The sequence below is a fragment of the Streptomyces sp. WAC05292 genome (assembly GCF_003949955.1).
GTDB lineage: Bacteria > Actinomycetota > Actinomycetes > Streptomycetales > Streptomycetaceae > Streptomyces > Streptomyces globosus.
In genome coordinates this window covers 1-17,951 of sequence record NZ_RPSE01000016.1, presented here as the reverse complement: position 1 = coordinate 17,951, position 17,951 = coordinate 1, and the positions used below count along the sequence as shown (strand labels likewise).

18 protein-coding genes, 5 tRNA genes and 1 pseudogene are annotated in these 17,951 nt (G+C 72.7%); 19 read left to right on the top strand and 5 right to left on the bottom strand.

The window, feature by feature from the left end; all coding sequences use genetic code 11:
* The first annotated feature begins 118 nt into the window (after window positions 1–118).
* The 8 genes from EF903_RS03730 (at window position 119) to EF903_RS03695 (ending at window position 3,864) form a co-directional block, all read left to right on the top strand.
* Window positions 119–919 (top strand): fumarylacetoacetate hydrolase family protein, encoded by an 801-nt coding sequence (locus EF903_RS03730; protein WP_125541137.1) that lies wholly within the window; start codon window positions 119–121, stop codon window positions 917–919.
* Window positions 912–2,399 carry a glutamate--tRNA ligase gene (gene gltX / locus EF903_RS03725; RefSeq protein ID WP_125541136.1) on the top strand — a complete coding sequence of 496 codons (1,488 nt, stop codon included), beginning with the start codon at window positions 912–914 and terminating at the stop codon, window positions 2,397–2,399. The genes EF903_RS03730 and gltX overlap by 8 nt, the downstream gene beginning before the upstream one ends.
* 148 nt (window positions 2,400–2,547) lie before the next feature.
* Complete coding sequence (locus tag EF903_RS03720; RefSeq protein ID WP_125541135.1) at window positions 2,548–3,276, top strand: HAD family hydrolase; 729 nt, start codon at window positions 2,548–2,550, stop codon at window positions 3,274–3,276.
* A gap of 87 nt (window positions 3,277–3,363) precedes the next feature.
* Window positions 3,364–3,435: transfer RNA gene (locus EF903_RS03715), tRNA-Gln, on the top strand.
* A gap of 27 nt (window positions 3,436–3,462) precedes the next feature.
* Window positions 3,463–3,535 (top strand) — tRNA-Glu (locus EF903_RS03710).
* A 61-nt stretch (window positions 3,536–3,596) separates the two neighbouring features.
* Window positions 3,597–3,669, top strand: a tRNA-Glu gene (locus EF903_RS03705).
* A 23-nt stretch (window positions 3,670–3,692) separates the two neighbouring features.
* A tRNA-Gln gene (locus EF903_RS03700) sits at window positions 3,693–3,764 on the top strand.
* Window positions 3,765–3,791: 27 nt separating this feature from the next.
* Window positions 3,792–3,864, top strand: a tRNA-Glu gene (locus EF903_RS03695).
* Between the two features lie 164 nt (window positions 3,865–4,028).
* Here EF903_RS03695 and ndgR read toward each other — a convergent pair.
* The gene (gene ndgR, locus EF903_RS03690) at window positions 4,029–4,745 is read right to left on the bottom strand and encodes an IclR family transcriptional regulator NdgR (RefSeq protein ID WP_030304142.1); all 717 of its coding nucleotides are present in this window, start codon (window positions 4,743–4,745) and stop codon (window positions 4,029–4,031) included.
* 185 nt (window positions 4,746–4,930) lie between these two features.
* Between ndgR and leuC the strand changes: the two genes are divergently transcribed.
* From leuC to EF903_RS03670, 4 genes are all read left to right on the top strand, one after another.
* Window positions 4,931–6,364, top strand: a complete 1,434-nt coding sequence (gene leuC, locus EF903_RS03685) for a 3-isopropylmalate dehydratase large subunit (protein ID WP_125541134.1) — start codon at window positions 4,931–4,933, stop codon at window positions 6,362–6,364.
* Window positions 6,365–6,367: 3 nt separating this feature from the next.
* The gene (gene leuD / locus EF903_RS03680; RefSeq protein ID WP_125541133.1) at window positions 6,368–6,961 is read left to right on the top strand and encodes a 3-isopropylmalate dehydratase small subunit; all 594 of its coding nucleotides are present in this window, start codon (window positions 6,368–6,370) and stop codon (window positions 6,959–6,961) included.
* A 137-nt stretch (window positions 6,962–7,098) separates the two neighbouring features.
* Window positions 7,099–7,326, top strand: a complete 228-nt coding sequence (locus EF903_RS03675; RefSeq protein WP_114054341.1) for a hypothetical protein — start codon at window positions 7,099–7,101, stop codon at window positions 7,324–7,326.
* Between the two features lie 144 nt (window positions 7,327–7,470).
* Window positions 7,471–8,154, top strand: coding sequence for an HU family DNA-binding protein (locus EF903_RS03670; RefSeq protein ID WP_125541132.1), 684 nt, complete (start codon window positions 7,471–7,473; stop codon window positions 8,152–8,154).
* Between the two features lie 355 nt (window positions 8,155–8,509).
* On the opposite strand, the pseudogene cofC reads toward EF903_RS03670, so the two are convergent.
* Window positions 8,510–9,208 (bottom strand): annotated as a pseudogene (gene cofC / locus EF903_RS03665) (2-phospho-L-lactate guanylyltransferase); the annotation flags it as partial.
* Window positions 9,209–9,349: 141 nt separating this feature from the next.
* Here cofC and EF903_RS03660 point away from each other — a divergent pair.
* The 3 genes from EF903_RS03660 to EF903_RS03650 are packed head-to-tail and all read left to right on the top strand — an operon-like array spanning window position 9,350 to window position 12,306.
* Entirely contained in the window at window positions 9,350–10,102 is a 753-nt protein-coding gene (locus EF903_RS03660) for a 1-acyl-sn-glycerol-3-phosphate acyltransferase (protein WP_125541131.1), read from the top strand.
* Window positions 10,099–11,109, top strand: a complete 1,011-nt coding sequence (locus tag EF903_RS03655) for an NAD(P)H-dependent glycerol-3-phosphate dehydrogenase (protein WP_114054345.1) — start codon at window positions 10,099–10,101, stop codon at window positions 11,107–11,109. The genes EF903_RS03660 and EF903_RS03655 overlap by 4 nt, the downstream gene beginning before the upstream one ends.
* A gap of 39 nt (window positions 11,110–11,148) precedes the next feature.
* Window positions 11,149–12,306, top strand: a complete 1,158-nt coding sequence (locus tag EF903_RS03650) for a D-alanine--D-alanine ligase family protein (protein ID WP_125541130.1) — start codon at window positions 11,149–11,151, stop codon at window positions 12,304–12,306.
* A gap of 84 nt (window positions 12,307–12,390) precedes the next feature.
* On the opposite strand, the gene EF903_RS03645 is transcribed toward EF903_RS03650, so the two are convergent.
* A complete protein-coding gene (locus EF903_RS03645; protein WP_125541156.1) occupies window positions 12,391–12,876 on the bottom strand; it encodes a DUF3515 domain-containing protein in 486 nt (161 codons plus the stop codon).
* 23 nt (window positions 12,877–12,899) lie between these two features.
* Window positions 12,900–13,133: an Lrp/AsnC family transcriptional regulator gene (locus EF903_RS03640; RefSeq protein WP_114054348.1), complete on the bottom strand. Its 234-nt coding sequence runs from the start codon at window positions 13,131–13,133 to the stop codon at window positions 12,900–12,902.
* Between the two features lie 245 nt (window positions 13,134–13,378).
* Here EF903_RS03640 and EF903_RS03635 point away from each other — a divergent pair, with 245 nt between their 5' ends.
* A complete protein-coding gene (locus EF903_RS03635) occupies window positions 13,379–14,362 on the top strand; it encodes a thiamine-phosphate kinase (protein ID WP_125541129.1) in 984 nt (327 codons plus the stop codon).
* Window positions 14,359–15,162: a bifunctional hydroxymethylpyrimidine kinase/phosphomethylpyrimidine kinase gene (thiD, locus tag EF903_RS03630; protein WP_125541128.1), complete on the top strand. Its 804-nt coding sequence runs from the start codon at window positions 14,359–14,361 to the stop codon at window positions 15,160–15,162. The genes EF903_RS03635 and thiD overlap by 4 nt, the downstream gene beginning before the upstream one ends.
* Window positions 15,163–15,277: 115 nt before the next feature.
* Here the strand turns inward: thiD and rpmB are convergent, their stop codons facing one another.
* The gene (rpmB, locus tag EF903_RS03625) at window positions 15,278–15,463 is read right to left on the bottom strand and encodes a 50S ribosomal protein L28 (protein WP_064070327.1); all 186 of its coding nucleotides are present in this window, start codon (window positions 15,461–15,463) and stop codon (window positions 15,278–15,280) included.
* Window positions 15,464–15,702: 239 nt separating this feature from the next.
* Between rpmB and EF903_RS03620 the strand changes: the two genes are divergently transcribed.
* Both EF903_RS03620 and EF903_RS03615 read left to right on the top strand, forming a co-directional pair.
* Window positions 15,703–17,346, top strand: a complete 1,644-nt coding sequence (locus EF903_RS03620; protein ID WP_185902507.1) for a DAK2 domain-containing protein — start codon at window positions 15,703–15,705, stop codon at window positions 17,344–17,346.
* A gap of 34 nt (window positions 17,347–17,380) precedes the next feature.
* Window positions 17,381–17,951: OB-fold nucleic acid binding domain-containing protein (locus EF903_RS03615; protein ID WP_260614769.1), on the top strand; the 571-nt coding region annotated here is incomplete at its 3' end.

The window sequence follows — 17,951 nt, the reverse complement described above, 5'->3', positions numbered from 1 at the left end:
CGCCGGCGTCCCGCGACGGGCCGCCGGCGGGAAGAGCGCCGGGCCCCGCCTCCCACCGCGTTAGCCTGGAGTCCGCAGACTCCAGCCAGCGGAAATGACAGAGGGGCAGACGCAAAGCGTGCGCATCGCCAGGTTCTCGATCGACGGCAATGTCGCGTTCGGCGCGGTCGAGGGCGACTCGGCCCCCGGCGCCGGAGGCGAGCCCGTCCTCGACATCATCAAGGGCATCCCGTTCGCGGACTTCGAGCTGTCCGGCACGAAGGTCCCGCTGAGCAAGGTCCGGCTGCTGCCGCCCGTGCTCCCGAACAAGGTCGTGGCCGTCGGCCGCAACTACGCGGAGCACGCGGCGGAGCTCGGCAACGCCGTCCCCGACGCGCCGATCACCTTCTTCAAGCCGTCGACCTCGGTGATCGGACCCGGCGACCCGATCCCCTACCCCTCCTTCTCCCAGGACGTCCACCACGAGGCGGAGCTCGCCGTCGTGATCGGCCGGATGTGCCGCGAGGTCCCCCGCGAGCGGGTGGCCGAGGTCGTCCTCGGCTTCACCTGCGCCAACGACGCCACCGCCCGCGACGTGCAGAAGCGCGAGCAGCAGTGGGCCCGGGCCAAGGGCTTCGACGGCGCCTGCCCGCTCGGCCCCTGGATCGAGACCGGCATCGACCCGGCGGCCGTCGCCGCGGGCCTGGCCGTCCAGTGCACCGTCAACGGCGAGCAGCGCCAGCTCGGCAGCACCGCCGACATGGTCCGCTCCGTCGAGGACCTCGTCGTCCACATCAGCGAGGCGATGACGCTGCTGCCCGGCGACGTCATCCTCACGGGGACCCCGGCCGGAGTCGGCCCCCTCAGCGTCGGCGACGAGGTCGCCGTCACCATCGAAGGCATCGGCACTCTCACCAACAAGGTGATCAAGCGTGGCTAACGCGACCCCCGTCCGCGTACGTTTCTGTCCCTCGCCGACCGGCAACCCCCACGTGGGCCTGGTCCGCACCGCCCTGTTCAACTGGGCGTTCGCCCGCCACCACGGCGGCACGTTCGTCTTCCGCATCGAGGACACCGACGCGGCCCGCGACTCCGAGGAGTCGTACGTCCAGCTGCTGGACTCGCTGCGCTGGCTCGGCTTCACCTGGGACGAGGGCCCCGAGGTGGGCGGCCCGCACGCCCCGTACCGCCAGTCGCAGCGCATGGAGATCTACGCGGACGTCGCGAAGAAGCTCAAGGACGGCGGCTACGCCTACGACTGCTACTGCACCACCGAGGAGCTCGACGCCCGCCGCGCGGCCGCCCGCGCCGCCGGCAAGCCCTCCGGCTACGACGGCCACTGCCGCGAGCTGACCGCCGTCCAGGTGGAGGCCTACCAGGGCGAGCACCGCACGCCGATCGTCCGCTTCCGGATGCCCGACGAGCCGATCACCTTCACCGACCTGGTCCGCGGCGAGCTGACCTTCACCCCGGAGAACGTGCCGGACTTCGGCATCCTGCGCGCCAACGGCGCCCCGCTCTACACCCTCGTCAACCCGGTCGACGACGCGCTGATGGAGATCACCCACGTCCTGCGCGGCGAGGACCTGCTCTCCTCCACCCCGCGCCAGATCGCCCTGTACAAGGCGCTCATCGAGCTCGGCGTCGCCAAGGCCGTCCCGCAGTTCGGCCACCTGCCGTACGTCATGGGCGAGGGCAACAAGAAGCTCTCCAAGCGCGACCCGGAGTCCTCGCTCAACCTCTACCGCGAGCGCGGCTTCCTGCCCGAGGGGCTGCTGAACTACCTCTCGCTGCTCGGCTGGTCCTTCTCCAAGGACCAGGACGTCTTCTCGATCGAGGAGATGGTGGCGAAGTTCGACATCGACGGCGTCAACGCCAACCCGGCCCGCTTCGACCTGAAGAAGGCCGAGGCGATCAACGCCGACCACATCCGGCGGCTGGACGAGAAGGCCTTCGCCGACGCCTGCGCCCCGTGGCTGCAGGCGCCCTTCGCCAACTGGGAGCCCGAGGAGTTCGACGCCGACGCCTGGGCGGCCATCGCGCCGTACGCCCAGACCCGGGTGACCGTCCTGTCGGACATCACCGCGAACGTCGACTTCCTCTTCCGCAAGGAGCCGGTCGAGGACCAGGCCTCCTGGGACAAGGCCATGAAGGGCGACCCGGCGGGCCTGCTCACCTCGGCCCGCGCCCGCCTGGAGACGGCCGACTGGAGCGACCCGGAGTCGCTCAAGCAGGCCGTCCTCGCCGCGGGCGAGGCCCACGGCCTGAAGCTCGGCAAGGCGCAGGCCCCGGTCCGCGTCGCCGTCACCGGCCGCACCGTCGGCCTGCCGCTCTTCGAGTCCCTGCAGATCCTGGGCAGGGAGCGCTCGCTGGCGCGCATCGACGCCGCCCTGGCGAAGCTGGCCGCCACCGCCGCCTGATCCGCGGTTCGCCCGTCCCGCAGGGGGCGGCCTCCGGAAACCCCCGGAGGCCGCCCCCTGCGGCGTCCTCCGCGGGACCCGGCCGCCGGCCCGGCCGGATTCCCCGTACGCCCCCGGCAGGCGCGCGCCGGGGGGTAGCCTCGGCGGTATGCCGATCCGCGCCGTGCTGTGGGACATCGACGACACCCTGTTCGACTACACCGGGGCGGACACCGCCGGGCTCGCCCGCCGGCTCGCGGAGGTGGGGCTGGGGGAGCGCTACGGGTCGCCCGCCGAGGCCCTCGCGCTGTGGCGGGAGGCCACGGTCCGCCAGTGGGACCGCTTCGCGGCCGGGAAGACCACGTTCCAGGGGCAGCGGCGCGACAGGGTGCGGGACTTCCTCGGGGAGCCGGCGATGGCCGACGCCGAGGCCGACGCCTGGTTCGACCGGTACGTCGAGCACTACAAGGCCGCCTGGGCGGTCTTCCCGGACGTCCTGCCCGCCCTGGACGCGCTGGCGGGCCGCTACCGGCACGGCGTGCTCTCGAACTCCTCCACCGCCAACCAGGACGCCAAACTCCGCCACCTGGGCCTGCGCGAACGCTTCGAAGTGCTGTTGTGCGCCGCAGAGCTGGGCGTCAGCAAGCCGGAGGCCGCCGCCTTCCTCGCCGCCTGCGAGGCACTCGGGCTGCCGCCTGCCGAGGTCGCGTACGTGGGCGACCAGCCGGAGATCGACGCCCGGGGCGCCCGGGACGCCGGCCTGACCGCGGTGTGGCTGGATCGCGACGGCGTACGCGGCCCCGGGCCGGACGGAGTGCACCGGATCGCGGGGCTCGCCCAGCTCCCGGAGGTGCTGGCGCGGGATACCCGTTTTGGAGCACGGTCAGCCATCCGGTAATGTTCTTTCTGCGCCGCCGGGGCGGGCCGAAAGGCCGGAGCCGGAGACGCAGCCCGAAGAAAGTCCCCACAGGGGATTGACTTCTGGTGGGGTATGGTGTAATTGGCAACACGAGGGTTTCTGGTTCCCTTATTCTAGGTTCGAGTCCTGGTACCCCAGCGCAGTGCAGCAGTAACGCAGTGCTTTGCCCCCGTTGTGTAGCGGCCTAGCACGCCGCCCTCTCAAGGCGGTAGCGCCGGTTCGAATCCGGTCGGGGGTACAGATCCTTCCCGCGAGGGGTCCTGGGTAGCTCCCGGACATCTTGATGCAGGATCGCTAGGGCCCCCGTTGTGTAGCGGCCTAGCACGCCGCCCTCTCAAGGCGGTAGCGCCGGTTCGAATCCGGTCGGGGGTACTGAGGTCTGGTTCAGACCACCTTGGGCTATGGTGTAATTGGCAACACGAAGGTTTCTGGTTCCTTTGTTCTAGGTTCGAGTCCTGGTAGCCCAGCGCAGTGCAGCAGCAGCTGCAAGGCACGCCCCCGTTGTGTAGCGGCCTAGCACGCCGCCCTCTCAAGGCGGTAGCGCCGGTTCGAATCCGGTCGGGGGTACATCGAGGAAGAGGCCCTCCGCGTCCATCGCGGAGGGCCTCTTCCGTGTTTCCCGGCGTCTGCCGGCCCGGGCGGAAGTGCGGGCCCGGAGGCGCGTGTTCGGACGTGTGCGGCGTCGTACGCGCCCCCGGGCCCGGGGGAGTGGGGAAAGGGCGGCGGGCGGGTCAGCCCGAGCGGCGCAGGGCCTCCGTGAGGCGCGCCGCGGCGTCGATGACGGCCTGGGCGTGCATCCGGCCCGGGTGGCGCGTCAGGCGCTCGATCGGCCCGGAGACCGACACGGCCGCCACCACGCGGTTCGACGGCCCGCGCACCGGTGCCGAGACGGACGCCACACCGGGCTCCCGCTCGCCGATCGACTGCGCCCAGCCGCGGCGCCGCACGCCCGACAGCGCCGTCGCCGTGAAGCGGGCGCCCTGCAGGCCGCGGTGCAGCCGCTCCGGCTCCTCCCAGGCCATCAGGATCTGCGCGGCGGAGCCCGCCTTCATCGGCAGTGTGGAGCCGACCGGCACGGTGTCCCGCAGGCCCGACAGCCGCTCGGCGGCCGCCACGCAGATGCGCATGTCGCCCTGCCGGCGGTAGAGCTGCGCGCTCTCGCCCGTCACGTCGCGCAGGTGGGTCAGTACCGGTCCCGCCGTGGCCAGCAGCCGGTCCTCGCCGGCCGCGGCGGCGAGCTCGGCCAGCCGCGGTCCGAGGATGAACCGGCCCTGCATGTCCCTCGCCACCATCCGGTGGTGTTCCAGTGCCACGGCCAGGCGATGTGCCGTGGGTCGTGCGAGCCCTGTCGCCGCGACCAGCCCGGCGAGGGTGGCCGGACCGGACTCCAGTGCGCTCAAAACCAGAGCTGCCTTGTCGAGAACGCCGACGCCGCTAGAGTTGTCCATGAAACGATATTCACGTCTCACACTGTGAAACGCAAGTTCAAATTTTCCAAGAACCAGCGAGTCTGTATGTGCGGGTCCACGAACCACTGGGTCCGAGGCCGTCGTCCGGCACGTGGGGTACCGGCGATCAGGCGCACCACATCTCTATGAAGCGCAGGCCGTACCGGCCGGCCGGAGGGAAAGCGATGGGTAGGACACTCGCGGAGAAGGTCTGGGACGACCACGTCGTCCGGCGCGCCGAAGGTGAGCCCGACCTCCTCTTCATCGATCTGCACCTGCTGCACGAGGTGACCAGCCCCCAGGCGTTCGACGGCCTGCGGCAGGCCGGCCGCAAGGTCCGCCGTCTCGACCTCACCATCGCGACCGAGGACCACAACACCCCCACCCTCGACATCGACAAGCCGATCGCGGACCCGGTCTCCCGGGCCCAGCTGGAGACGCTGCGCAAGAACTGCGCCGAGTTCGGGGTGCGCCTGCACCCGCTGGGCGACGTCGAGCAGGGCGTCGTCCACGTCGTGGGACCGCAGCTGGGCCTGACCCAGCCGGGCACCACCGTGGTCTGCGGCGACTCCCACACCTCGACGCACGGCGCCTTCGGCGCCCTCGCCTTCGGCATCGGCACCAGCCAGGTCGAGCACGTCCTGGCCACCCAGACGCTGCCCATGGCCCGCCCCAAGACCATGGCGATCACCGTCACCGGCGAACTGGCCGAGGGCGTCACCGCCAAGGACCTGATCCTGGCGATCATCGCCAGGATCGGCACCGGCGGCGGCCAGGGCTACGTCATCGAGTACCGCGGCGAGGCCGTCGAGAAGCTGTCGATGGAAGCCCGCATGACCGTCTGCAACATGTCGATCGAGGCCGGCGCCCGCGCCGGCATGATCGCCCCCGACCAGACGACCTTCGACTACCTGAAGGGCCGCGACCACGCCCCGACCGGCGAGGACTGGGACGCCGCGGTCGCCTACTGGAAGACCCTGCGCACCGACGACGACGCCGTCTTCGACGCGGAGGTCGTCATCGACGGCTCCACCCTGTCCCCGTTCGTCACCTGGGGCACCAACCCGGGCCAGGGCGCGCCGCTGTCGGCGAACGTCCCCGACCCGGCTTCGTACGAGGACGCCTCGGAGCGCCACGCGGCCGAAAAGGCCCTGGAGTACATGGGGTTGACCGCCGGGCAGCCCCTGCGCGACATCCGTGTCGACACCGTCTTCGTAGGCTCCTGCACCAACGGCCGGATCGAGGACCTCCGTGCCGTCGCCGGCGTCATCAAGGGCCGCAAAGTCGCCGACGGGGTACGGATGCTGGTCGTCCCCGGCTCGGTCCGCGTCGCCCTGCAGGCCGTGGAGGAGGGCCTGGACAAGGTCTTCAAGGACGCGGGCGCCGAATGGCGGCACGCCGGCTGCTCCATGTGCCTGGGCATGAACCCCGACCAACTGGCGCCCGGCGAGCGCTCCGCCTCCACCTCGAACCGCAACTTCGAGGGCCGGCAGGGCAAGGGCGGCCGCACCCACCTGGTGTCCCCCCAGGTGGCCGCCGCCACCGCGGTCCTGGGCCACCTGGCCTCGCCCGCCGACCTGTCCGCCAACTCGGCCGATCACGCCCCCTCCGGAGTCTGAACCATGGAAGCCTTCACCACCCACACCGGCCGGGCCGTGCCGCTGCGCCGCAGCAACGTCGACACCGACCAGATCATCCCGGCCCACTGGCTCAAGAAGATCACCCGCGACGGGTTCGAGGACGGGCTCTTCGAGGCCTGGCGCAAGGACCCCGACTTCATCACCAACCGCCCCGAGCGCGCCGGCGCCACCGTGCTGGTCGCCGGCCCCGACTTCGGCACCGGCTCCTCCCGCGAGCACGCGGTCTGGGCGCTGCAGAACTTCGGCTTCAAGGCGGTGATCTCCTCCCGCTTCGCCGACATCTTCCGGGGCAACTCCCTGAAGAACGGGCTGCTCACGGTGGTCCTGCCGCAGGAGACCGTCGACCGGCTGTGGGAGCTGACCGAGGCCGACCCGGCCGCCGAGGTGACCGTCGACCTCGTCGCCCGGCAGGTCCGCGCGGCCGGAATCGAGGCCGAGTTCGAGCTCGACGACAATGCCCGGTGGCGTCTGCTGCAGGGCCTGGACGACATCTCCCTCACCCTTCAGAACGAAGCCGACATCGCCGCCTACGAATGCGCCAGGCCCGCCTTCAAGCCGCGTACGATTCGCGCCTGATTACAGTCTGAGCAGCGCTTATTCACCCCCGGGTGATCACGGCGAGAACTCTGTGCCCCCCGCCCCAGGGCGGGGGGCACAGCCGTGTGTTGAGGCCCCGTGAGGCGACAACTCGCCCCAGATGGCACAATCTGTGCATGGAACGCGACAGTCAACTGGAGCTCTACCGACTCGTCGCGGACCGATTGAAAGAAGCACACACACGGGTGCGCACGCTGCAAGTCCCGGAGGGCGTAAGGATGGCGCTGTCCCGGAAGCTGCTGGTCGTCACCGCCGCGGCGAAGCACGACCTCGCCGATGCGGCAAGGCGCCTGGACAGGTTGATGAAGGACCTCGACGAGGGTCGATTCCCTGAAGGCGACTGATGCGAAGGAACTCCGCAACGGGCACTCCCGTTGCGGCACTAGGGTGATTAGCCCGTTTCGTGTTTGATTTGCGGTATATATCCGCCTAACGTGCGAAATAAGCTTGAACACATTCGTTCTGGCGAGGTCTCCGAAGGGGAAGACGTGAACAAGGCGCAGCTCGTAGAAGCGATTGCCGACAAGCTGGGCGGCCGCCAGCAGGCCGCCGACGCCGTCGACGCGGTACTGGACGCCATGGTCCGCGCGGTCGTGGCGGGCGACCGGGTCTCGGTCACCGGCTTCGGCTCGTTCGAGAAGGTCGACCGGCCGGCCCGCTACGCCCGGAACCCGCAGACGGGTGAGCGCGTCCGGGTCAAGAAGACCTCGGTTCCCCGCTTCCGCGCGGGCCAGGGCTTCAAGGACCTGGTCAGCGGCACCAAGAAGCTCCCCAAGGGCGACGAGGTGGCCGTGAAGAAGGCCCCCAAGGGCAGCCTGATGGCGGCGGCCGCCGCCGGCGGCAGCCGCTCCACGGTCAAGAAGGCCGCGGCGAAGAAGACCACCGCGAAGAAGGCCGCCCCGGCCAAGAAGGCGACCACCGCCGCGAAGACCGCGACGGCGAAGAAGACCACCGCGAAGAAGACCACGGCCACGGCCAAGAAGGCCGCGCCGACGGCGAAGAAGGCCACCACCGCGAAGACCGCCGCGTCGAAGACCACCGCCGCAGCGAAGAAGACCACCGCGAAGAAGACCGCGCCGGCGAAGAAGACCGTCGCGAAGAAGGCGCCCGCCAAGAAGGCGACGGCGCGCAAGACCGCCACCGCGAAGAAGACGACCGCCCGCAAGAAGTAGCCCCCGGGCACGTCGCACACACGCCGGGCCGGCTCCCCTCGGGGAGCCGGCCCGCGGTGCGTCCGCGCAGGTCCGAGCAGGTCGGAACGGGTGGGAGCGCAGGTCGGAGCAGGCGCGGCGAGCGGGGATGCCCGCAGGGACGGCCCGCCTAGAAGGTCTGCAGGGTGACCAGGGTGATCCTCAGGGACGCCCCGCGCCCCTCCGTCTCGATCCGCACCCGCTGCCCCGGCCGCAGCAGCCGCAGGCCGCCCGCGTCGAAGGCGGGCGCCTCGAACGGCACCGGAGTGCCGTCGTCCAGCAGCACGCTGCCGCTGCGGGTCGTGGGGTCGTAGGTGTACGCGGTCGCCTGCATACGGGCACTGTATCGGGCCGTGTGCCGCCCCACCCCCAGCGCGAGCGCCGCCCGCAGGTCCGCCCCGGTGTCCACGTCCCGCCGGACGCTCTCCACCCCGGACAGGGGGATTTCCACCGCCCCCGAGGCGGAATGCCGAGCCCGCGACGGGCCGCCGAACGCGGGTGCCAATTCCGACTCCGGACCCGCGGAAAGCAGCGTCGTGCCGAATGCCGCGGCATCCGCGAGAAATGCCCGCGGAAATGCCGACGCGGTTTCGAGCACGCGTAGCAATTCCCCCGGGCGCAGCGCGGGCAGGTCCGCGTTCATCGCGGCCACCGCCGCCCGCGGCCGGCCCGCCCGGATCCGGCGCGCCCCGTGCGCCAGCGCCGCATTGAGGCCCCCGCCCGGCGCGTCCGCCACGATGCGCGCCCCGAGCCGGGCCAGTTCCCCCCCGGCCGCCGCGTCGTCCGTCACCACCACCACCTCGCGCACCGCCGGGCAGGCCAGCGCCCCGGCCACGGTGTCCTGCGCGAACGCCAGCGCCAGCCCCGGCCGGGCGGCGCCCACGGCCGCCGCGAGGCGGCTCTTGGCCACCGCGAGGGGCTTGAGCGGGATCACCAGGCTCCAGACGGCGTCCGTGGCGGACTCCTTCCCTCCGTGGGCGGCGGCGCGGGCCGGCACCGCGGCCCGGCGCGGTCCGCCCGCCGGGCAGGGGCCCATTGTCGCCCGACCCCCGGCCCGGGGCCCGGCCCGCCTGAGCGGGGCGTACGGTGTTCTCGACAGAGACCGGGCCGGGCGCCACACTTGTCCGGCCCGAAGAGGTGCCCCAGCCGCGCACCGGTCGTAGAGGAAGGTGTCCGAGTGTCCCGCCGCAGAATCGGCTTCTGGTACCGCCTGGCCGCGGTCATCGCAAAACCGCCGCTGGTCGTGTTCTTCAAGCGGGACTGGCGGGGAATGGAACACATTCCGGCGGACGGCGGTTTCCTCACCGTCGTCAACCACAACTCGTACCTGGACCCGCTGTCCTACGCGCACTTCCAGTACAACACCGGCCGGGTGCCGCGCCTCCTCGCCAAGGCCGCCCTGTTCAAGGTCCCCTTCGTCGGCGCCATCCTGCGCGGCTCCGGCCAGATCCCGGTCTACCGGGAGACCACCAACGCCCTGGACGCCTTCCGGGCCGCCGTCGAGGCGATCGAGCGCGGCGAGTGCGTCGCCTTCTACCCCGAGGGCACCCTCACCCGGGACCCCGACATGTGGCCGATGGCCGGCAAGACCGGCGCCGCCCGCGTCGCCCTCATGACCAGGGCGCCGGTCATCCCGGTGGCCCAGTGGGGCGCCAACCTGGCCATGCCGCCGTACGCCAAGGAGAACAAGGTCCGCCTCTTCCCCCGCAAGACCCTCCAGGTCCTCGCCGGGCCGCCCGTGGACCTCTCCGCGTACTACGACCGGGAGCCCACGCCGGAGGTCCTCAAGGAGGCCACCGAGGCCATCATGGCGGCCATCACCCGGCAGCTGGAGGAGCTGCGCGGCGAGAAGGCGCCCGACCAGCCCTACGACCACCGCAAGGCCAGGGCGGAACAGCGGCGCAAGGCCGCGGAACAGGACCACAAGTGACCGCTCCCGTGAAGGCCGCCGTCTTCGGAACCGGCTCCTGGGGAACCGCCTTCGCCATGGTGCTCGCCGACGCCGGCTGCGAGGTGGTCCTGTGGGGCCGCCGCCAAGAGCTCGCCGACGCCGTCAACACCACCCGGACCAACCCGGACTACTTCCCCGGCGTCGAACTCCCCGCCGGCATCCGCGCCACCACCGACGCGGCCGAGGCGGCGCGCGGCGCCGACTTCGCCGTCCTCGCCATCCCCTCCCAGACCCTGCGCGGCAACCTCGCCGAGTGGGCCCCCCTGCTCCCGCCCGACGCCGTCCTCGTCTCCCTGATGAAGGGCATCGAACTGGGCACCGCCAAGCGGATGAGCGAGGTCATCGAGGAGGTCGCCAAGGTCCCGCCGGCCCGCGTCGCCGTCGTCACCGGCCCCAACCTGGCCCGCGAGATCGTCGCCCGGCAGCCCGCCGCCGCCGTCGTCGCCTGCTCCGACGAGGCCGTCGCCCAGCGGCTCCAGGCGGCCTGCCACACCCCCTACTTCCGCCCCTACACCAGCACCGACGTCATCGGCTGCGAGCTCGGCGGAGCGGTGAAGAACGTCATCGGCCTCGCCGTGGGCATCGCCGACGGCATGGGCCTCGGCGACAACACCAAGGGCTCCCTGATCACCCGCGGCCTCGCCGAGGCGACCCGCCTGGGCCTCGCCATGGGCGCCGACCCGCTCACCTTCTCCGGCCTCGCCGGCCTCGGCGACCTCGTCGCCACCTGCTCCTCGCCGCTCTCCCGGAACCACACCTTCGGCACCAACCTCGGCCGCGGCATGACCCTGGAGGAGACCATCGCGGTCACCAAGCAGACCGCCGAGGGCGTCAAGTCCTGCGAGTCGGTGGCCGATCTGGCCCGCCGCCACGGCGTCGACATGCCGATCACCGAGACGGTCGTCGAGATCGTCCACCACGGCAAGCCGCCGCTGGTCGCGCTGAAGGAGCTGATGGCGCGCAGCGCCAAACCGGAACGGCGCTGACTCCTTTCCGGACGCCCGAGCGGGTACCCTCGTGGCGATATGAGCAGCGAGAACCTCCCCCAGTCCCCTGAGCAGCAGGGCCGCAAGCCCCGCGTGGCGGTCGTGTTCGGCGGCCGCAGCTCGGAACACGCCATCTCGGTCGTCACCGCGGGCGCCGTGCTGCGCGCCATCGACCGCTCCAAGTACGAGGTGCTGCCCATCGGCATCACCACGGACGGGCGGTGGGCGCTGACCGCCGACGAGCCCGAGCGGATGGCCATCGCCGACCGCCGGCTGCCGAGCGTCGCCGAACTCGCCGAATCGGACGAGGGCGGCGTCGTGCTGTCCGTCGACCCGGCCAGCCGCGAGGTCGTCTACACGGAGCCGGGCGCCGTGCCCAAGGCCCTGGGCGAGGTCGACGTCGTCTTCCCGATGCTGCACGGCCCGTACGGGGAGGACGGCACCCTGCAGGGCCTGCTGGAGCTCTCCGGCGTCCCCTATGTCGGCTCCGGCGTCCTCGCCTCCGCCGTCGGCCAGGACAAGGAGTACATGAAGCGGGTCTTCACCTCCTTCGGCCTGGCCGTCGGCCCGTACCTGACCGTCCGCCCCCGCGAGTGGCAGGCCGACCGGGACGCGGCGAAGGCCCGCATCCTGGACTTCGCCGCCGAGCACGGCTGGCCGCTGTTCGTGAAGCCCGCCCGGGCCGGCTCCTCCATCGGCATCACCAAGGTCGACGACGCCTCCGGCCTCGACGCGGCGATCCGCGAGGCGCAGCGCCACGACCCGAAGGTCATCGTCGAGGCGCTGCTGCGCGGCCGCGAGATCGAGTGCGGCGTCCTGGAGTTCGAGGACGGCCCGCGCGCGAGCGCGCCCGCCGAGATCCCGCCGGTCTCCAGCCACGACTTCTACGACTTCGAGGCCAAGTACATCGACTCGGCGGCGGGCATCGTGCCGGCCCCGCTCACCCCGGAGCAGACCGCCGAGGTGCAGCGGCTCGCGGTCGAGGCCTTCGAGGCCGCGTCCTGCGAGGGCCTGGTGCGCGCCGACTTCTTCCTCACCGAGGACGGCACGTTCGTCATCAACGAGATCAACACCATGCCCGGGTTCACGCCGATCTCCATGTACCCGCGGATGTGGCAGGAGTCGGGCGTCTCGTACCCGGAGCTGGTGGACCGCCTGATCCAGGCGGCCCTGAGCCGGTCCACGGGGCTGCGCTAGACGGCGCCCCGGGCCGCGGCCCGTACGACGCAGACCGCCCGCCGGGGATCCCGGCGGGCGGTCGGTGTGCGCGCGGGGCGCGGGTCAGGAGGCGATCCCCTCGGGAACGGCGGCGGCCACCGCGGCGGACAGCCCGACCAGCATCCCCGCGTCCGTGGCGTGCTCCTTGCCGACCACGACCTCCGTGTACGCCAGCCGCATCCCGGTGGTGAACCGGAACGACCCGTCGTCCTGCTTCTCCAGCAGCCAGGCCACCCCGTTCACGTGGATGCCCTCCTGGTTCGGATCGAGCATCTTCGCGGGCTTGGGGACGCCGCACCGCAGTACGATCGCCGAGCCGCCCCACGCGGCGGTCAGCTCGGACTCCGGCTCCGTCGGGGTCCGCGCCAGGCCGGCCACCGTCTCCGGGAGCTTCTCGTGCAGCGCCGCACAGTGGCCCGCGACGTCGGCGGGCGGAGCGGGCGGCGGGTCCACACGGGCCCCGCCGCCGGGGGAGCAGCCCGCCAGGGCGGCCGCCGCGGCCACGGCGGGCAGGGCGGTCACACGGAAGGGCCGGCGGTGTACGGACATCACCGGCCAAGAGTAGACGGGGGCTACAGATGGACCACCGGGCAGGTCAGGGTGCGGGTGATGCCCTCCACCTGCTGGACCTTGGCGACGACCATGCGCCCGAGCTCGTCCACGGTGTCGGCCTGGGCGCGGACGATCACGTCGTACGGGCCGGTCACGTCCTCCGCCTGGATCACCCCCGGGATCTTGCCGATGGACTCGGCGACGAACGACGCCTTGCCCACCTCGGTCTGGATGAGGATGTACGCCTGTACCACGGAACCTCCAGGGCGGCCACGAGGATCGAGTCCCCTAACCTCAGGGTGGGCCCATGGACAGCGGGCGGGCCCGGGGAAGAAGGGACGCCACGGTACCGCGTCGCCGCGCGCCGCGGGGAGACCCGGGTGGACGGCGCCACGCACAGCGGGGCGTACGGAGAGCAGAAGTTGACGTATCAGTTGACGGTACCCAGAGCTGTGACGGATCGCGACCGCAAGCGGACTGGGCAAGAAGGGGCACAGCGATGAAGGGCACTGTGGGCGAGCTGGGGGAGTTCGGGCTCATTCGGGAGCTCACCTCACGGCTCACCACCACCCCCGCGGTCCGGCTCGGACCCGGCGACGACGCGGCCGTGGTGTCCGCCCCCGACCGCAGGGTCGTGGCGAGCACGGACATCCTGCTGGAGGGCCGGCACTTCCGGCGGGACTGGTCCACCGCCTACGACGTCGGCCGCAAGGCGGCCGCGCAGAACCTCGCCGACATCGCCGCCATGGGCGCCGTGCCCACGGCGCTGCTGCTCGGCCTCGTCGTCCCGGCCGAACTGCCGGTCACCTGGCCCACCGAGCTGATGGACGGCCTGCGCGACGAGTGCCAGGTCGCCGGGGCCGCCGTGGTCGGCGGCGACGTCGTCCGCGGCGAGACGATCACCGTCTCCATCACCGCCCTCGGCGACCTGCGCAACCACGAGCCCGTGCTGCGCTCCGGCGCCCAGCCCGGCGACGTCGTGGCCGTCACCGGCTGGCTCGGCTGGTCCGCGGCCGGCTTCGCGGTCCTCTCGCGCGGCTTCCGCTCGCCGCGGGCGTTCGTCGAGGCGCACCGCCGCCCCGAGCCGCCGTACCACGCGGGCCCCGCGGCCGCCGGTCTCGGCGCCACCGCGATGACCGACGTCAGCGATGGCCTGATCGCCGACCTCGGGCACATCGCGGAGGCCAGCGCCGTGCGGATCGACCTGCGCTCGGCGGCCGTGGACATCCCGACGCAGATGCACGACATCGGCCAGGCCGTCGGCGTCGACCCCTTGCAGTGGGTGCTCACCGGGGGAGAGGATCACGCCATCGTGGCGACCTTCCCGCCCGACGTGAAGCTGCCCGCCCGCTGGAAGGTCATCGGGGAGGTGCTGAACCGGTCCGCGCTGCCCCAGGTGACCGTCGACGGCGCGCCCTGGACCAACACCGGCGGATGGGACCACTTCGGCCCCGACCCGTCCACCGAGGAGAGCCCGAGATGAGCGACGCGCCGCCGCTGTGCCTGACCGTGGCCGGATCGGACTCCGGCGGCGGCGCCGGCATCCAGGCCGACCTCAAGACCATGCTCGCCCTCGGCGTGCACGGGATGAGCGTGGTCACCGCGGTCACCGCGCAGAACTCCCTCGGCGTCCGCGGCGTCTGGGAGCTGCCCCCCGAGGCCGTCACCGCCCAGTACCGGGCCGTCGCGGACGACATCGGCGTGCAGGCCGTGAAGACCGGCATGCTCGCCTCCGCGGCCCTCGTGGAGACGGTGGCCGCACTGCTCGCCGGCACCGGCGCGCCGGCCGTCGTGGACCCCGTCGGGGTCTCCAAGCACGGCGACCCGCTGCTCGCCGCCTCGGCCCTGGACGCCGTACGCCGCGAGCTGCTCCCCCGCGCCACGGTGGCCACGCCCAACCTGGACGAGGTGGCGCAGCTCACCGGCGTGGTCGTGGAGGACGAGGACGGCATGCGGCGGGCCGCCGACGCGGTCCTCGCGCTCGGCCCCGAGTGGGCGCTCATCAAGGGCGGCCACCTCGCCGCCCACGGCGACGAGGCCGCCGACCTGCTCACCGACGGCGAGACCGCGCTGTGGCTGCGGGCGCCCCGGCACGACAACCGGCACACGCACGGCACCGGCTGCACCCTCGCCAGCGCCGTCGCGGCCGGACTCGCCAAGGGGCAGGACGTCCCGCAGGCCGTCATGGAGGCCAAGGAGTACGTGACCGGCGCCATCGCCGCCGGCTTCGCGCTCGGCGGCGGCATCGGCCCCGTCGGCCACGCCTGGCAGTGGCACCGCTGATCGCGGATCCGCGATCAGCGGCGCCCCGCGGCTCCCGGGAAAGGCAAAAGGCCGGTCCACGAGGTGGACCGGCCTTCTTGGCAACCGGGAAGGGCTGCGCTACGACGTGGGAGCGTCAGCGCGAGACCTTGCCGGCCTTGATGCACGAGGTGCAGGCGTTGAGGCGCTTCGGCGTCCCACTGACCACGGCACGCACGCGCTGGATGTTCGGGTTCCAGCGACGGGACGTACGGCGGTGCGAGTGCGAGATGTTGTTGCCGAAGCCCGGCCCCTTGCCGCAAACGTCGCAGTTGGCAGCCACAGGTCACTCCAAAGACTTCAGATGCACTTACAGTGAAATCCGGCGCACCGGATCAGAGATCTGAAGTGGTTTGCCGGGGAAGACCCGACGGTCGTCGGGCAACCGGAGCAGCATACAACGACTGCTCCCGTCCCAAAAAACTACCATGGCCGCCGTCCGGCCCGCCCCGCGGTCCGGACGTCCCGGCACCGCCCCGTTACCCTGCGGTGAACCCTGGCCCGCACAAGGAGGAACGCCCGGTGCCGCACGAGCCGCAGCTGCAGTCCTTCGACGAGTTCGACGCCGACGCGGTGCGCACCTGGAGCTCGCTGGCCGTGGCCGCGCTGGGCCGGGCCCGCGCCGACATCGACGCGATCAACGTCTATCCCGTCGCGGACGCCGACACCGGCACCAACCTCTACCTCACCGCCGAGTCCGCCGACCGCGCCCTGGACGCCGCCGGCGCCGCGGGCCTCGCACAGGCCGTCCAGGCCTGGGCCCACGGCGCGCTCATAGGCGCCCGCGGCAACTCCGGCACCATCCTCGCCCAGCTGCTGCGCGGCGTTGCCGACGGCCTCGGCGACACCCCCGCCGACCACCGCGGCCCCGGCCGCCTGCTGGCGCACGCCCTGACCCGGGCCGCGCAGGAGGCGTACCAGGCCGTCGCGCACCCGGTGGAGGGCACCATGCTCACCGTCGCCGCGGCGGCGGCGCGGGCCGCCGAGGCCGCCGGGGCCGCCGCCGGAACCGCCGCGGACGTGGCCCGCGCCGCCTACGACGGGGCCCGCGCGGCCCTCGCGGACACCCCGCGGCAGCTGGCCGAGCTGGGCCGGGCGGGCGTCGTCGACGCCGGCGGCTGCGGGCTCGTCGCCGTCCTCGGCGCGCTGTGGCAGGCGCTGTCCGGGCAGGAGCCCGAGGCCGAGGCCGTCGGCGGCCCGGCCGCCGCCCCCGCCGTGCGGCAGCCCGCGCCGTGCGGCGCCGCGGAGGAGCCCGACGGGCCGGCGTACGAGGTGCTGTACCTGCTGGAGGCCGCAGAACCGGCCGTGGCGCGGCTGCGGGAGCGGCTCGACGGACTCGGCGACTCCCTCGTCGTGGTCGGCGGCGACGGCCTGTGGAACGTCCACGTCCACGTCGACGACCCCGGAGCCGCCGTCGAGGCCGGCGTCGAGGCCGGACGCCCGTACCGGATCCGCATCACGCACTTCGGCGACGAGCGCCGCCGCCGCACCCCCGCCGAGCGCGCCCAGCGCGCCGTCGTCGCGGTCGTCCCCGGCGAGGGCCTCGCCGCCCTGTGCGGGGAGGCCGGCGCCACCACCCTCCTCGCCCCGCCCGGAGCCGCCCCCGACGCCGACGGGCTCGCCGCCGCCATCCGGCGCGCCCACGCCCGCGAGGTCGTGCTGCTGCCCGGCGGGCCCGACCAGCGCGCCGCCGCGCACGCCGCCGCCGAGCGGGCCCGCGCCGACGGCGTGCGCGTCGCGGTGATCCCCACCCGGTCCGCCGTCCAGGGCCTCGCGGCCCTCGCCGTCCACGACCCCGAGGGCAGCTTCGACGAGGACGTGGTCGCCATGACCTCCGCGGCCGGAGCCACCCGCTACGCCGAACTCGCCATAGCCGAACGGCAGTCCTTCACCTCCGCCGGCATCTGCCAGGCCGGGGACGTGCTCGGCCTCATCGACGGGGACGTCGCCGTCATCGGCTCCGGACTCGCCGAGACCGCGGAGGCCGTCCTCGCCCGCATGCTCGGCTCCGGCGGCGAACTCGTCACCCTCGTCCTCGGACCGGACGCGCCCGACGCCCTCGCCGAGCGGCTGGAGGCGTACGTCCAGCACGGGCACCTCGCGGTCGACACCGTCACCTACCAGGGCGGCCGGCACTCCGCCCCGCTGCTGATCGGGGTCGAATAGCCGCTGTGTCGGCGCGATGGTGTGCAATGAACGGGTGCCCGCGCTCGACGAAGACCTCAAGAAGACGCTCGGCCCCGCCACCGCCAAGGTGCTGGCCGAACAGCTCGGCCTGCACACGGCCCTCGACCTGCTCCACCACTATCCGAGGCGGTACGCCGAGCGCGGCGAGCTGACCTCCCTCGCGGGGCTCGCCGACCAGCTCGACGAGCACGTCACCGTCGTCGCGCAGGTCGCCGACGCGCGGATCCACACCTTCAACGGCGGCCGCGGCAAACGCCTGGAGGTCACCATCACCGACGGCAGCGGCCGCCTCCAGCTGGTCTTCTTCGGCGCCGGCGTGCACAAGCCGCACAAGGAGCTGCTGCCCGGCAGCCGGGCGATGTTCGCCGGCAAGGTCTCGATGTTCAACCGCAAGCTCCAACTGGCCCACCCGGCCTACGAGCCGCTCGGCGCGGACGCCTCCGACCGGGACGCCGCCACCGCCTTCGCCAACCAGCTGATCCCGATCTACCCGGCCTGCGCGAAACTGGAGTCCTGGAAGATCGCCAAGTGCGTGGACGCCGTACTGCCCGGCGCCCGGGAGGCCGTGGACCCGCTGCCGGCCG